The 14,748-nt window shown below is 72.5% G+C and carries 13 protein-coding genes; 7 read left to right on the top strand and 6 right to left on the bottom strand.

The annotated features are described in order from the left end of the window. Nucleotides 1–2: 2 nt before the first annotated feature. The 5 genes from MicB006_RS28920 to MicB006_RS28900 form a co-directional block, all read right to left on the bottom strand. Nucleotides 3–941: a dihydrodipicolinate synthase family protein gene (locus MicB006_RS28920; RefSeq protein ID WP_116510356.1), complete on the bottom strand. Its 939-nt coding sequence runs from the start codon at nucleotides 939–941 to the stop codon at nucleotides 3–5. Continuing rightward, the gene (locus MicB006_RS28915; RefSeq protein ID WP_116510355.1) at nucleotides 938–2,005 is read right to left on the bottom strand and encodes an ABC transporter ATP-binding protein; all 1,068 of its coding nucleotides are present in this window, start codon (nucleotides 2,003–2,005) and stop codon (nucleotides 938–940) included. Before MicB006_RS28915 ends, MicB006_RS28920 begins: the two co-directional genes overlap by 4 nt. After that, entirely contained in the window at nucleotides 2,002–3,960 is a 1,959-nt protein-coding gene (locus tag MicB006_RS28910) for a dipeptide/oligopeptide/nickel ABC transporter permease/ATP-binding protein (protein WP_116510353.1), read from the bottom strand. Before MicB006_RS28910 ends, MicB006_RS28915 begins: the two co-directional genes overlap by 4 nt. After that, nucleotides 3,960–4,916 carry an ABC transporter permease gene (locus MicB006_RS28905; RefSeq protein WP_116510352.1) on the bottom strand — a complete coding sequence of 319 codons (957 nt, stop codon included), beginning with the start codon at nucleotides 4,914–4,916 and terminating at the stop codon, nucleotides 3,960–3,962. Before MicB006_RS28905 ends, MicB006_RS28910 begins: the two co-directional genes overlap by 1 nt. A gap of 102 nt (nucleotides 4,917–5,018) precedes the next feature. Beyond that, entirely contained in the window at nucleotides 5,019–6,641 is a 1,623-nt protein-coding gene (locus tag MicB006_RS28900) for an ABC transporter substrate-binding protein (protein WP_116510350.1), read from the bottom strand. 138 nt (nucleotides 6,642–6,779) lie between these two features. Between MicB006_RS28900 and MicB006_RS28895 the strand changes: the two genes are divergently transcribed. The 7 genes from MicB006_RS28895 (at nucleotide 6,780) to MicB006_RS28865 (ending at nucleotide 13,109) form a co-directional block, all read left to right on the top strand. Beyond that, complete coding sequence (locus MicB006_RS28895) at nucleotides 6,780–7,511, top strand: FadR/GntR family transcriptional regulator (RefSeq protein ID WP_116510348.1); 732 nt, start codon at nucleotides 6,780–6,782, stop codon at nucleotides 7,509–7,511. Nucleotides 7,512–7,628: 117 nt separating this feature from the next. Continuing rightward, complete coding sequence (locus tag MicB006_RS28890) at nucleotides 7,629–8,582, top strand: hypothetical protein (RefSeq protein ID WP_116510346.1); 954 nt, start codon at nucleotides 7,629–7,631, stop codon at nucleotides 8,580–8,582. 59 nt (nucleotides 8,583–8,641) lie between these two features. Continuing rightward, on the top strand, nucleotides 8,642–9,133 hold the full coding sequence (locus MicB006_RS28885; RefSeq protein WP_116510344.1) for a hypothetical protein: 492 nt from the start codon (nucleotides 8,642–8,644) through the stop codon (nucleotides 9,131–9,133). A gap of 133 nt (nucleotides 9,134–9,266) precedes the next feature. Next, nucleotides 9,267–9,830 carry a hypothetical protein gene (locus tag MicB006_RS28880; protein ID WP_225980556.1) on the top strand — a complete coding sequence of 188 codons (564 nt, stop codon included), beginning with the start codon at nucleotides 9,267–9,269 and terminating at the stop codon, nucleotides 9,828–9,830. A 44-nt stretch (nucleotides 9,831–9,874) separates the two neighbouring features. Next, the gene (locus tag MicB006_RS28875; RefSeq protein ID WP_116507727.1) at nucleotides 9,875–10,759 is read left to right on the top strand and encodes an IS5 family transposase; all 885 of its coding nucleotides are present in this window, start codon (nucleotides 9,875–9,877) and stop codon (nucleotides 10,757–10,759) included. A 45-nt stretch (nucleotides 10,760–10,804) separates the two neighbouring features. Beyond that, nucleotides 10,805–11,230, top strand: a complete 426-nt coding sequence (locus MicB006_RS28870) for a helix-turn-helix transcriptional regulator (RefSeq protein ID WP_225980555.1) — start codon at nucleotides 10,805–10,807, stop codon at nucleotides 11,228–11,230. A gap of 127 nt (nucleotides 11,231–11,357) precedes the next feature. Continuing rightward, entirely contained in the window at nucleotides 11,358–13,109 is a 1,752-nt protein-coding gene (locus MicB006_RS28865; RefSeq protein WP_152037913.1) for an exo-alpha-sialidase, read from the top strand. A 43-nt stretch (nucleotides 13,110–13,152) separates the two neighbouring features. On the opposite strand, the gene MicB006_RS28860 is transcribed toward MicB006_RS28865, so the two are convergent. Next, a complete protein-coding gene (locus MicB006_RS28860; protein ID WP_116510341.1) occupies nucleotides 13,153–14,745 on the bottom strand; it encodes an amidohydrolase in 1,593 nt (530 codons plus the stop codon). Nucleotides 14,746–14,748 lie beyond the last annotated feature (3 nt).

Below are 14,748 nucleotides of genomic sequence, written 5' to 3'. Positions count from 1 at the left end.
GGTCAGAGCAGCCCGGCCAGTTCCAGCTGGGTACGAACCCGGCCCGTCTCGGCGGCGTCCAGCGGCCTCAGCGGCAGCGACACCGCGTTGCCGGCGATGACGCCGAGCAGCGCCAGGGCGGTCTTGAACGCGCCGACGCCCCGGGTGGCGCCCGCCGAGGTGGCCGGGTCGGCGGCGTCGACGATGCGGAACAGCCGGGTCAGGCGGTCCTGCTCCCGGCGGGCGGCGGTCCAGTCGCCGGACACGCAGGCGCGGTGCAGCCGCACGTAGCCGGCCGGGTCCACGTTGCCCAGTCCCGGCACCGAGCCGGAGCCGCCCGCGAGCATCATCGCGTCGACCACCACCTCGTGGCCGGTGAGCAGGCTGAAGTCGCGGTCCGGCGCGTGCTCGGCGACGGCCAGCGCGAGCTGGCGGAACGCGACGTCGTCGCCGCTGGAGTCCTTGACGCCGGCCAGCACGCCGTCGACGGCGAGCCGGGTCAGCAGGTCGACGGAGAGCTTGCTGTGCACGCAGACCGGGATGTCGTACGCCAGCAGCGGAAGCTCGGCCGCCGCGGCGACGGCGCGGAAGTGCCGCTCGATCTCGTGCGGGCCGACGATGGCGTAGAACGGGGCGGTCACGACCAGCCCGTCCGCGCCCAGCCGGGTGGACGCCTCGGCCCGTTCCACGACCCGGCGGGTGGTCGGCTCGATGCAGCCGGCGAGGACCGGCACGGCGCCACCGGCGGTCTTGACGATGGTCTCCAGCGCCAGGTCCCGCTGCCGGTCGGTGAGGAAGACCGTCTCGCCGGAGCTGCCGAGCGCGAAGATGCCGTCGACGCCGGCGTCGAGCAGCCTTTCGACCAGCCGTTCCAGGGAGCGGACGTCGACCTCGCCCTCCTCGGTCAGGGGGGTGACGGCCGGCGGCACGACTCCGGCGAACCGCGGGGCGGGGGTGGTCACAGGTTCTCCTCGACAGACTCAGTTGTGGTGCGGCCGGTCGCCGAGGTGGCGAGCGCGACCAGTTCGGTGTTGGCGGTGCCGGCGGGCACCGGGTGGTGGCAGCGGAACTCGTGGCCCGTGCCCTCGGCGGGGCGCGGCGCCGGCATGTCCACGGCGCAGCCGTCGGTGGCGGCCCAGCAGCGGGTCCGGAACGGGCAGCCGCTCGGCGGCCGGGTCGCCGACGGGACCGGGCCGACCAGCGGAATGGGCTCGATCGGCGAGAGCAGGCCCGGCGTGGCCGAGAACAGCGCCCGGGTGTACGGGTGCCGGCCGCCCTCGGGCAGCAGGTCGGCGGGCGTCTGCTCGACGATGCGGCCCAGGTACATGGTGACGACCCGGTCGCTGACCCGCTTGACGGTCTGGATGTCGTGCGACACCAGCACCATGGCCAGTCCGAGCCGGTCCTTGAGGTCGAGCAGCAGGTTGAGGATCTGCGCGCGTACCGACACGTCCAGGGCGCTCGTGGGCTCGTCGGCGATCACCAGCCCCGGTTCCAGGGCCAGCGCACGGGCGATGGACACCCGCTGGCGCTGGCCGCCGGAGAGCTGGCTGGGCAGCACGTCGGCCACCGAGCGGGGGAGGCCGACCAGGGCCATCAGCTCGGTCACCCGCTTCTCGCGCTGCTCCCGGGTGCCCCGGCGGTGCACGTCGAGCGGGTCGCGCAGGATGTCGCGTACCGGCATGCGGCGGTTCAGCGACGTGGCCGGGTCCTGGAAGATCATGCCGACGCCGGCGCCGATGTGCTCGCGCCGCTCGGCGGCGCTCATCGACCACACGTCCTTGCCGGCGAAGGACACCGTGCCGGCGGTCGGCCGTTGCAGGCCGACGAGCACCTTCGCGAGGGTGGACTTGCCGCAGCCGGACTCGCCGACGATGCCGACCGTCTCGCCGGCCCGGATGACCAGGTCGGCGCCGGTGAGCGCGTAGACCTTCTCCCGGCTGAACATGCCGCCGCCGCGCGAGGCGTGCACCACGTGCACGTCGCTCAGCTCGGCGATCGGCCGGTGCTCGGCGGTGGCGCTCATCGGGCCGGCTCCTTCTCGCTGACGGTGACGGCGGGGTGGTGGCAGGCGTACCCGTGGCCGTCCGTGCCCGCCAGGGCGGGCGCGGTGTCCCGGCAGATCTCGGTCGCCATCGGACAGCGGTCGGAGAACCGGCAGCCCTTCGGGAAGTCGGCGGGTGACGGCACCACGCCGCGGATCTGGGTGAGCCGCTCCGCGCCGGTCTCCAGGGACAGGACGGAGCCGAGCAGCCCACGGGCGTAGTGGTGGGCGGGCGCCTCCATCACGTCGGCGGTCACGCCGGTCTCCACGATCTGCCCGCCGTACATCACCACGACCCGGTCGCAGACGTCGCTGACCAGGGCGAGGTCGTGGCTGACCAGGATGAGGGCGAAGCCGAGCCGCTCGCGCAGCTCCAGCAGCAGCGCCATCACCTGGGCCTGCACGGTGACGTCGAGGGCGGTGGTCGGCTCGTCCGCGATGATCAGCTTCGGGTCGCGGGACAGCGCCATGGCGATCACGACGCGCTGCCGCTGCCCGCCGGAGAGCTCGTGCGGGTACGCGGCCAGCGTGCGCCGCGGGTCCAGCCCGACCAGCCGCATCAGTTCCTCGGCCGAGCGGGTGCCGCCGCGGCGGATCATCTGGGCGAGCTGGGCGCCGACGCGCAGCGCCGGGTTCAGCGCCGACAGCGCGTCCTGGTAGACCATGGCGATCTCGCGGCCCATCAGGGCGCGGCGGCCCTTGGCGTTCAGCTTCAGCAGGTCCGTGTCCTGGAAGCGGATCTCGCCGCGTACCCGGGCGCCCTGGGGCAGCAGGCCCATCACCGCGAGGACGCTCAGCGACTTGCCGGAGCCGGACTCCCCCACCAGGCCGACGACCTCGCCGGGGCGTACGTCGAAGGTGAGCCCGTCGACGATGTCGACGCCGCGGTGGCGGCCCTCGAAGCCGATGGACAGGTCGCTGACCTGAAGGACCGGCTTGCCCTGCGGCAGCGGGCGGGCGCGCTCACGCAGCCGCTGCGCCGCCTCGGCGAGACCGGGCAGCTCGACCACCTCGCCGGTGCCGGGCTGCGCCTGCTCCAGCGCGTCGCCGCTGGTGGTGGACGTGGCGCGGCGCGCGGCCGGGGCGGCCCACGCGTCGGACATGCCCTCGGAGAGCACGTTGAGCGCCAGCACGGTGAGCAGGATCAGCAGGCCGGGAAAGAACGTGGCCCACCAGCCGCCGATCTGGACCATCTCCTTGCCGAAGGCGATGACCGAGCCCCACGAGGAGGCCGCCTCCTGCGGGGCGAGGCCGCCGCCGATGAAGGACAGGGACGCCTCGAACACGATCGCGTCGGCCACCATGACGGTGACGAAGACGAGGATCGGGGCGGCGCAGTTGCGCAGGACGTGCCGCCAGAGGATGTGCGGTCGGCGGGCGCCGATGATGCGCTCGGCGGCCACGTAGTCCTCGCCGTACTGGGACAGCACGTTGGCGCGGACGATGCGCGCGACCGACGGGGTGAACACGAAACCGATCGCGATGACGAGGACCAGCAGGCTGTTCTTGCCGAACGAGATGATCAGCAGCGCGGAGAGCACGATCGCGGGGAACGCCATCACCACGTCGAGGCAGCGCATGACGACCTCGTCGACGGCGGTGCGGCTGCTCCCGGCGAGGGCGCCGAGGATCGCGCCGAGCACCAGCGCGATGCCGGCCGCGCCGAAGCCGACGATCAGCGACCGCCGGGTGCCGGCCACCAGCCGGGAGAAGACGTCCCGGCCGAGCTTGTCCAGGCCGAACCAGAAGTCGCCGTTCGGACCGGTGAGCGCCGGGCCGAGGCCGGTCTGGGTGGGGTCGTGCCGCAGCAGCAGCGGGGCGAGCACGCCCACCAGGACGATCAGGACGACGAAGCCGAGCGCGAACCGGGCCGCGAGGCCGAGGCGGGCGAAGGCCATCCCGGGGCGGGAGAGCCGGGTGGTGAGGGACCGGCGCATCAGTGGCCTCCGCGCAGTCGGGGGTTGGCGAAGAGGTAGAGGATGTCGACGACCAGGTTCACCACGACGAAGCCGATGGCGATGGTCAGGACGGTGCCCTGGGCGAGCGCGGTGTCGTTCTGCTGGACCGCGCTCATGATCTGGGTGCCCATGCCGGGCAGCGAGAAGATCGCCTCGATGACGACGGTGCCGCCGATGAGGTAGCCGATGCGCAGGCCGAGCGCGGTGAGCGGGTTGACCAGCGCGTTGCGCAGCACGTTGCGGCCGATCACCACGCGGGGCGGGAGCCCGGCGCCGACGGCGGTGCGGACGTAGTCCTTGTCGAGTTCCTCGACCATCGACGTGCGGACGATGCGGGCCAGCGAGCAGCCGACCGGGACGGCGAGCGCCAGCGCGGGCAGGGCGAGGGACTGCAGCCAGAGCCCGACCGAGTCGGCGGGGTTGACGTATCCGCCGGTCGGGAAGATCGGGCGGCGGACCGAGAACTCCTGGATGAACAGCAGGGCCAGCCAGAACGACGGCGTGGCGATGCCGGCCATGGAGACGATCCGGATGACCTGGTCGGGCCAGCGGTCGCGGTACAGGGCGGCCGGGATGCCGAGGGCCAGCGCGATCACGAGCGCGCCGACGACGCCGAGCGCGGTGAGCTGGATGGTCAGCGGCAACGCCAGGGCGATCTTCTCGGCGACCGGGACCGACGGCGGGAACGTCATGCCGAGGTCGCCGCGCACGAGGTCGCCGAGGAAGTGCAGGTAGCGCAGCGGCAACGGGTCGTTGAGGCCGTTCGCGGCGCGGAACGCCTCGACCTGCGCCGGCGTGGCCTGGTCGCCGAGGACTGAGAGCGCCGGGTCGATCGGGGAGAACTGCATGATCACGAAGACGAAGAGCGTGATGCCCAGCACCAGGGGGATCAGCGTCAGGAATCGTCGTGCGACCAGGTTCAGGACGGTCAGCATGGATTCTCTTTCTCGTGGCGGGGCGCCGGGGCGTCCCGTCCGGCCGCACGGGTCACGTGGGCCGGACGGGACGGAGGCGGGGGCGGAGCCCCGAGTGTGGGCTCAGCCGGTCCGGCCGGTGCCCATGAAGTACAGGCCGGTGGTCGACGCGCCCGAGAAGCCGTCGAGCTTGGCCGGGTCGTACGCGGTGACGACCTTGGTGTGCAGGATCGGGTAGAGCGGGGCCTCGTCCGCCACCATGTCCAGGGCCTGCTTCCACAGCGCCTTGCGGGCCGCCTCGTCCGAGGTCTGCGCGGCCTTGTCCAGCAGGTCGCTCATGGTCTTGCGGTTGGCGTCGCTCCAGCGGTAACGCTGGCCCGGCCAGGTCTCGCCGAAGTAGTACCAGCGCATCAGCAGGTCGGTGTCGACGCCGAAGACGCTCGGGTCGCCGGTGGCCATGAGCACCCGGAACGTGTCCTTGGGGACGATGTCGCCGTAGATGGCCGAGGACGGCACGGTGTTGAGCGTGGCGTTGACGCCGATCTTCTTCCACTGCTCGATGACCAGCGGGGCGACGTCCTTGACCACCGAGTTGTCGGTGGTGTCGAGCCGGAACGACAGGTTGGTGACGCCCGCCTCCTGGAGCAGGGCCTTGGCCTTGTCCGGGTTGTAGTCGTAGACGGTGCCGGCCTTCTGGTACGCCTTGTTGCCCTCGTCGAGGTAGCTGGTCGCCGGGCTGCCGTAGCCGTTGAGCGCGGTCTTGATGACGGCGTCCCTGTCGATGGCGTAGTGCAGGGCCTGGCGGACGCGCTTGTCGCTGAACGGCGCGGCGGCGTTGTTGAACATGAGGAAGACCTGGTTGAAGGCCTGCTTCACGTCGATCGTGTACTTGTCCTTGAGCGAGTCCACGTTCAGGTACGGCACGGCCTCGATGGCCTGCACCCGGCCGCCCTGCAGGTCCGACACGCGGGCCGACGCCTCGGTGGTGGTGTTCCACGTCATCGTCTCGACCTTGGCCGGACGCGGGCCGTTGTAGGTCTCGTTCTTGCTCAGCTTGATGCCGGATTCCTTGGACGCGCTGTCCACCTTGAACGGGCCGGAACCGATCGGCGCGGTGTCGAACGCCTTGGCCGCCGCCGCGTCACCGGTCTTGGCCTTGGGCACCACCTTGATGACCGAGATCCGCTCGCTGAACAGCGCGAACGGGTACTTCAGCTTGAACTCGACGGTGGCCGCGTCCTTGGCGGTGACGGTGTCGAGGAACGACACGAACCCCTGCATCAGCGGCGGCGCCTTCGGGTCCGCCGGCTTGAGCACGCGGGTGAACGACCAGGCGACGTCCTCGGCGGTGACGGGGGTGCCGTCGGAGAACTTCGCGCCGTCGCGCAGCGTCACGGTGTACGTGAGCCCGCCGGCGCCGGGCGTCGGGTCGCTCTTGGCCAGGGCGTTGTAGGGTTCCCGCGTGATCGGGTCGAGGTCCACGAGACCCTCGAAGACGTGCTGGTTGACAGCGGTCGCCACGGCCGAGGAGGCGTTGCCCGGGTCGAAACCGCTGGAGAGCGTGAACGCCAGGGTGGCCTCGATCGACGTGCCCGCCTTCCCACCGCTGACCGCGTTGGTCGAGGCGGGACCGCCGCTACAGGCCACCAGCCCGAGGGCGAGGGTCGCGCCGAGGGAGGCGACGGCCAGGGGGCGGACGCGGCGGCGCGGAACGCGCCAGCTCCGCGACTTACCGGTGGTGCTCACGTAGATGCCTCCATAGGCTCTTCATGCGCTCGCGTCGCCGCTCACGCTGGGGGATGTGAAGTGTAAGGTGTATGACGTCTGACGTCTGATGCCGGTAGGGTGAGAGTGTCAGATTCGGAAACGAAGGGCAAGGGGCAGATGACGACCATTGACGCCAGTCCGCTACGCGGCGCCGAGCGGCCGAGCCCTCGCCGGCAGGAGGTCGCCACCAGGATCAAGGAATACATCCTGCGCAACCGCCTCAAGCCGGGCAATCTCCTGCCCACCGAGACGGAGCTGTGCGAGGCGGTCGGCGCCAGCCGCTCCAGCGTCCGCGAAGCCGTCAAGATCCTCTCCGCGCTGGACATCGTCGAGGTGCGCCACGGTCACGGCACGTTCGTCGGCCGGATGTCCCTCAACGCCCTGGTGGAGAGCCTGACGTTCCGCGGCCTGCTCAGCGGCGAGGACGACCACCACGTACTGGCCCAGGTCGTCGACATCCGCCAGACGCTGGAGCAGGGACTGGCGGCCACGGTCATCGACGCCCTGGACGAGGAGCACCGGTCGGAGCTGTCCGCGCTCGCCGACGAGATGCACAGCCGGGCGGCACAGGGCGAAGACTTCCTCGACGTCGACCGGGCCTTCCACCTGAAGCTGATGGAGCCGCTCGGCAACGACCTGCTGGTCCAGCTGACCGAGGCGTTCTGGCAGGTGCAGGCCATCGTCGCGCCCACCCTGCGCACCGAGCCGGAGGACCGGGTCATCACCGCCCAGAGGCACCAGGCCATCGTGGCCGCCCTCACCGCCGGGGACGCGGCGGCGCTGCGCTCGGCCATCGCCGAGCACTACGCGCCCATCCGGGCGAGCATCGCCCGCGCCGCCCAGCCCTGACCCGCCGGGGACCTGTCGTTCGAGCCTGCTCGAAGTCCTCTGTCCCGGGGCGCGCCCCGCGCCGAAGCTGTCTGGTGACGGGCGCGTCGGGCGCCCCGGACGGCCGAGGTGGGTCTCATGGCGAAGGCGTGGCGGTCGCGGTCACTGTGGTACGCCGTCGCGGTTCCGGCCGTCCTCGCGGCGACGGTCGCCGGGGCGATGGGCGCGGGCCGGGACACCACACCGCCGCCCGACGAGCGCGGCGCGGCCGGGCCACCTGTCGCGAGCGCGCCGGCCGTGTCCGCCCCACCTCCGTCCGCCCCGCCCGCGGAGGTGCTGTACGCCGCCACGCAGCTGCTGATCCGCGACTGCATGCAGCGTCGCGGGTTCCGTTACTGGCCGGTGCCCCGGCGTCCGGTGCCGGAGCTGCGTGAGTTCCCGTACGTCCTCGACGACGTGTCCTACGCCCGCCGCCACGGATACGGCGGCGTCCTGGAACGCCGGCTCCAGGAGGCGATGGCAGCCGACCCGAACGCGCGGTACGTCCGCGAGCTGCCGCCGGAGCGCGGCGCCGCCGCCGTACGCGCGGTCAACGGCGACCCCGGCGAGCCGGACGCCCTGCGCGCGACGCTGCCGGCCGGCGGCGTGCTGCGCCGCAGCAGTCACAGCTGCACCTCGGAGGCGGAACGCCGGCTCTATCTCGACCTGCCCGGCTGGTATCGCGTCGTCAAAATCACCGACAACCTCGCCGGGCTGCGCGTCGGCCGGGTGCTCGCCGACCCCCGCTACGCCGACGGCGTGACGGCGTGGCGGCGGTGCATGCGCGCCGCCGGGCACGACGTCGCCGACCCGGCCGCGGCCCGCGCGTCGGTGCCCGAACCGGCGTCCGGCTCAGTCACGGCCGGCGAGGTCGGGCTGGCGGTGAGCGAGGCGACCTGCGCCACGCGCACCGGGCTCGGCCGGCTCGCCCGGCGGCTCGACGCCGAGCACCGCCGCGCCGTCGAACGGCGGTTCCGCACCGAGGTGGCCGACCGGCTGCGCCTCGAAACCGCCGCGCTGCCGCGGGCCCGCGCCGCGCTGGCCGCCGGCTGACCCACCCCACGACGTCCGTGGCGGACGGCCACGGCAGGACCCGACCGGAGGGACATCCCATGAGAGCAGTACGTGCCGTGCTGGCCACAGTGGTCGCGGCGGCAGCCGCGCTGGCCTTCACCGCCACCGCCGCCCAGGCCGCGCCCCGGCCGACCCCGCACGCCGACACCCAGCGCGCGGTGGCCGGCAGCGGCTACCTGTACGTCAGCCAGGACGCCTACTGGTCTGGCCGGTGGTGCTGGTGGTACAACGCCGACACCAACTGGGACACGATCAACGTGGCCGAGAACGCCAACTGCGACAACAACAACAGGGCCAGCATGCGCAACCTGGCGTCCTCGGCGTGGAACGACTCGAACAGCGGCCGCCCGGTCGCCCTCTACATCCACCCCGACTACACCGGCGCGTACGCCTGCCTCGGCGCGGGTGACGCGTGGGACGACCTCACCGGGGCCTGGTTCACCTGGGGCTCCAACCGCGACGGCTACATGGCGAACACGAACGACAACATCGCCTCCCACCGGTGGCGGACGAGCTGCAGCGCCGGCTGAGACCACGACCACGAGGGGGCGGCAGCCGGACGGCTGCCGCCCCGTCCGGCTGCCCGGGATCCAGCTACAGCGATATACGTCAATGTCATGGATGAGACTGAGCGCGGCGGGCCACCTCGGAACACTGAGCGTCATGGGGACGCTACGCATCCACTTCACGGCCGGGGACCTCAGCCGCACGCGGCTGGCGACCCGGCCCGATCCACTGTGGGAGATCGTCTGTAGCCTGCACCGCCTGCAGACCCGCGCCGGGTACGCGGGTTACGACCGCTGGCACCGGCAGGTGCGCGCGGATCTGCAACGAGCCGGCCTGGTCCCGGCGGTACGTGAGCGACTGCTGCCCGTCGCGCCCCGCAATCGGTACTTCCCGGACTTCCTGACACCCAGCCTGGTCAGCGACCTCGACGACGGGATCGACCGGATGCTCGGCACCCCGACCTGGCGGATCCGCGCCGAGATGGGCCGGATGGTGACCCCGCTCGGCGGCGCCTGGCTGGGCGACCTGGCTGCCGGCCGGCTCGCCGCCCTGCACGGCCTCGGCGACGCGCTGCGCGCCTACTTCCGGGTCGCCGTCGCTCCGCACTGGACGGACATCGTCTCCGCCGTCTCCGGCGACCGGGCCCTGCGCGGGGCCCGGGTCCTCGACACCGGCGCCGGGCAGATCCTCGCCGACCTGAGCCCTGAGAGAGTGTTGTGATACCTGGACGTGATCTTTGCTGACGGTGTCGGCGAAGATCACGTCTGTGTCGCTGTGTCTGTAAACCGGCCTACGACTCGTCGCTGACGGATGGGCAGTGGGCGGTGATCGAGCCGTTGTTGCCGGTGCGGGATCCGCGTCGGGGTGGTCGGCCGTTGCGGTATCCGCGCCGGTTGGTCATCGACACGATTCTGTACGTGCTGCGTACCGGTACTGCGTGGCGACACGTGCCGCACGATCTGGCGCCGTGGGACGTGGCCTACCGGTGGTTCCGGTGCTGGAGTGCCGACGGAACCTGGGACCGGGTGCATGACCGGCTGCGAGACGCGGTGCGGGTGGCTGAGGGGCGTGATCCGCAGCCGTCGGCGGCGGTGTTGGACTCGCAGACCGCGCACAGCCATCAGGGTGGTGAGGCGATCGGCTACGACGCCGGTAAACGCACGCGGGGTCGTAAGCGGCATGTCCTGGTCGACACCTGCGGGCTGCTCCTGCGGGCGGTCGTGCATTCCGCGTCGATCCAGGAGCGTGCCGGAGCCAAGCTGGTCCTGGCGGGGATCACCGAGACGTTCCCGCTACTGGGTCTGGTCTGGGCCGACGCCGGTTACGTCAACCGTGTCGATGCGGGGCTGCTGGCCTGGGCGCGCACGCACGCCGGTGTCGACCTGCAGATCGTGGCCCGCAACGCCGACGTGAAAGGCTTCCAGGTGCTACCCCGCAGGTGGGTGGTGGAACGAACCTTTGCCTGGTTGGGACGGTGCAGACGGTTGGCCCGCGACTACGAACGCAAGCCCGCGCACGCCGAAGCGATGATCAAAGTCGCCATGATCCGGCTGATGGCCGCCCGCCTCGCCGGCGAGGACATCGAACCGCAGGGTCCGATCGAGACCGAGGCAGCCCGACGTCTCGATGACGAACTCAACCAGAAGTAGTCACCGGGTTACCCAACACTCTCTGAGGCGCGCTGGGATCCGCCGGTGCTGTCCGTGAGCGGCTACCCGGAGGACCGGGACATGCACCTCGACGGTCGCGGGATCACGTTGGTCCCCTCGTACTTCTGCTGGCACACGCCGATCACACTGGCCGATCCCGACCTGCCCCCGACGCTCGTCTACCCGGCCCGGCGGCAGCGACCGGACCCGGCGACCGGGAGCCCGCAACGCCGGCTCGGCCCGCTGCTCGGCCACACCCGCGTGGCCGTCCTGCGCGCCGCCGTGGGCGGCGCGACCACCGGCGAACTGGCCCGGCGGGCCAGCATCTCGCCGGCCACCACCAGCCATCACACCACGATCCTGCGCGAGGCCGGGCTGATCACCAGCCAGCGGCACGGCAACCTCGTGCTGCACCGGCTCACCGCGATGGGCGAGGCACTGCTCGGCGAGACGCCCGGGCACGACCGCTGACGGCCCGAGGCGTCGACCGGAACCGATCCTTGACGGCCCGGGGTGAATCCGCCTAGCGTGCAGACATCGGACATCTGACGTCGTATCGCTGTCCGTCTTCCCCCTCCCCCGTCCTGGAAGGAACCCCGTGTCCCCTCTCCGCGCCATATCGCGCCGAGCAACAGTCCTCGCGGCCGCCCTCCTCGGCCTGCTCACGGTGCTCCCCGCCACCCCGGCCCACGCCGCGCCCGCCGGCGTGAGCGCCACCGTCGGCGCCGACTGCACCACCAGCCGGCTGCTCCTGCTCCTGGACAACCGCAGCACCGCGGCCCAGACCTACACCGTCACCTGGCCCGGACGGTCCGGCTCGCCGTGGACCCGCACGGTCGGCGCCGGCAGCAGCGCCGAGCTGTACTGGACGCTCGCGCCCGGCACCGCGTACACGCTGCGGACGACGACCCCGACGGGCCTGGACGAGACCACCTCCGGCCTCTTCCACTGCGGCACCGGCATGTCCGCGCTCACCAGCTTCGACTGCACCACCGGTCGCCTCCAGCTCGCGCTGGAGAACCGCACCACCACCGCGCGGGACTTCACCGTCACGTGGCCCGGACGCACCGGCTCGCCGTGGACCCGGACGGTCGCCGCCGGCGGCAACTACCTGCACTACTGGACCGTCGGCGCCGGCGCCCCGTACACGCTGCGGGTCACCGCTCCCGGCTTCGACACCACGCTGCGCGGCACCACCTCCTGCGACCTGGCCCCCGGCGCCCCGCAGATGACGAGCACGACGCTGCTGACCACGCAGACAGTCATCCGCGACCTCAACGGAACGGGCGGCCGGTACAACGGCACCGTCGCCTCGGTCCGCATCCCCGGCCTGGCGGTCACCAACAACGGCACCGTCATCGCCGTGGCCGACGCCCGGGTGAACGGCTCGTACGACCTCGGCGGCGGCACCAACAACATCCAGATCGTGATGATCCGCAGCACCGACGGCGGCCGTACCTTCGAGCAGCCGCGGGTCATCCACGCCCCGCCCACCACCAGCGAGGGCGTCGGCGACCCCAGCCTGCTCGTGGACCGCGCCACCGGCGTCGTCTACTGCTTCTTCACCTACTCCCCCCGGCCCGGCATCAGCTTCTGGTCCGGCGGCTCCGGCCTGAACACCGCCGACGACCCGAACAGCATGCACCTGCGCTACATCACCAGCCGGGACAACGGCGCCACCTGGAGCGCGCCGGTGGAACTGAACCCCGCGGTCAAGGACCCGACCTGGCGGCAGGTGTTCTTCTCCTCCGGCCACGGCATCCAGACCAGCACCGGCCGCCTGATCCAGCCGATCGCCTACCGGGACTCGGCGGGCACCAGCCACGCCGCGAACATCTACAGCGACGACCACGGCGCGACGTGGCGGCGCGGCGGATCCGCCGGCGGGACCATCAACGAGAGCAAGGCCATCGAGCGCGGCACCGGCGCGGTCGTGCAGAACATGCGGCACAACTCGACCCGCAGCCGCTTCTACGCCACGTCCACCGACGGGGGCGCGACGTTCGGCGCGGCGACGGCCAGCCCGCTGCTGACCGACCCGCTCTGCAACGCCGACGAGATGTCCTACCTGCGGCCCGCCGAGGTCGGCGCGAACGGGGCGCCGGTGCGGACCCGCACGGCGCTGTTCAGCAACAACGCGCACCCGAGCGCGCGCAACGACCTCACCGTACGGCTGTCCACCGACGACGGCGCGAGCTGGCCGGCGCGGGCGCTGGTCAAGCCCGGCGGCGCCGGCTACTCGACGATGGCGGTGCTGGCCGACGGCACTGTCGGCAACCTGTACGAGGTCGGCGACACCGGCGGCATCTACTTCGCCCGGTTCAGCCTCGGCTGGGTGAAGGGCGCCTGACCGCCGTGTCCCGCCCGGACAGCGGCGTCCGGGCGGGGCACGGTCAGCGCTGCCAGCGCACCACGCCGCCGACCACAGTCAGCGCCACCGTCAGGTCGCGCAGCTCCGCCGGTTCCACCCGGTACGGGTCGGTGGGCAGCGCGATGAAGTCGGCGAGCATGCCGGGGCGCAGCCGGCCCTTCAGGTGCTCCTCGTAGGAGGCGTACGCGCCGGCCTCGGTGAAGCAGCGCAGCGCCGCGTCCAGGTCGAGCCGCTCGTGCGGGTCGACACCCCCGGGCGGGGTCCCGTCGGGCTGCTGGCGGGTCACCGCGGCGTGGATGCCGAAGAACGGGTCGGGGTCCTCCACCGGGGCGTCCGACCCGAACGCCACGACGGCCCCGGCGTCGAGCAGGCTGCGCCAGGCGTACGAGGCGAGGCCCCGGCCGGCGAGCATCCGGCTGGTCAGCGGGATGTCGCTGGTGCAGTGGGTGGGCTGCATCGAGGCGATCACGCCGCAGCGGGCGAGCAGCGGCACGTCGTCCGGCAGCAGGTGCTGGGTGTGCTCGATCCGGTGCCGCAGCCGCGCCGCCGGGCCGGGCCCCGCCGAGTCGCGCCAGCGCGCGTACGCCCGCAGCACCATCCGGTTCGCCGCGTCGCCGATGGCGTGCGCCGCCACCGCGATGCCGGCCCCGGCGGCAGTGGCCACCAGCCGCTCGAATTCCTCGGCCGGGGTGACGGCGATGCCGTGGTAGCCGGGCTCGCCGTCGTAGGGCTCGGTCATCAGGCAGGTGTGCGAGCCGAGCGCGCCGTCGGTGAAGATCTTCACCGGTCCGGTGCTCAGCCACCGGTCCCCGTCGCCGGTGGCCCAGCCGCTGTCGATCGCCTCGTCCAGCGCCGTGGCGGGGATCGTCTTGTGCACCCGCAGCGGCAGCTCGCCCCGGGCGTACAGCGTCTCGTAGGCGGCGCGGGCGTCCTGCCCGTCCAGGTCGTGGATGCCGGTCAGCCCGGCGGCGAGCAGCCGGGGCAGGTGGGCGCGCAACTGGGCGACCAGGTCACCGGCGTGCGGGGAACGCACCACCGCGTACGCCGCGTCGGCCGCCGCCTCGCGCAGGATGCCGGTCGGCTCGCCGTGCTCGTCGCGCGCGATCTGCCCGCCGGGCGGGTCGGGGGTGGCGGCGTCGATGCCGAGCCGGGCCAGCGCCGCGCTGTTCACCCAGATGGTGTGACCGTCGATGCTGGGCAGCGCGGCCGGGCGGTCCGGGCAGACCCGGTCCAGGTCGGTACGGCTCGGCTGCACCGGCCGGGTCCACCTGTTGCTGTCCCCCCCGCCGCCGAGCAGCCAGGCGTCCGGCGGCAGCGTGGCGGCGTGCCGCGCGATCCGGGCCAGCGCCTCGTCGAGGCTCGCCGTGCCGCGCAGGTCCACCTGGTCCAGCCCGCGCACGTAGGACGCGGCGTGGATGTGACTGTCGATCAGCCCGGGCAGCACCGCCATCCCGTCGAGGTCGACCCGGCGCGCGCCGCCGCCGGCCCGGTCCCGGCACTCGGCGAGGTCACCGACGGCGACGATCCGCTCGCCGCGGACCAGCATCGCCTCGGCGTACGGGCGGGCCGGGTCGAGCGTGTGGATGCGGGCGTTCTCGTAGACCGTGCCGCTCATGGG

The sequence above is a fragment of the Micromonospora sp. B006 genome (genome assembly GCF_003408515.1).
Taxonomy (GTDB): domain Bacteria; phylum Actinomycetota; class Actinomycetes; order Mycobacteriales; family Micromonosporaceae; genus Micromonospora; species Micromonospora echinospora_A.
This window is presented reverse-complemented; position numbering and strand designations above follow the sequence as displayed.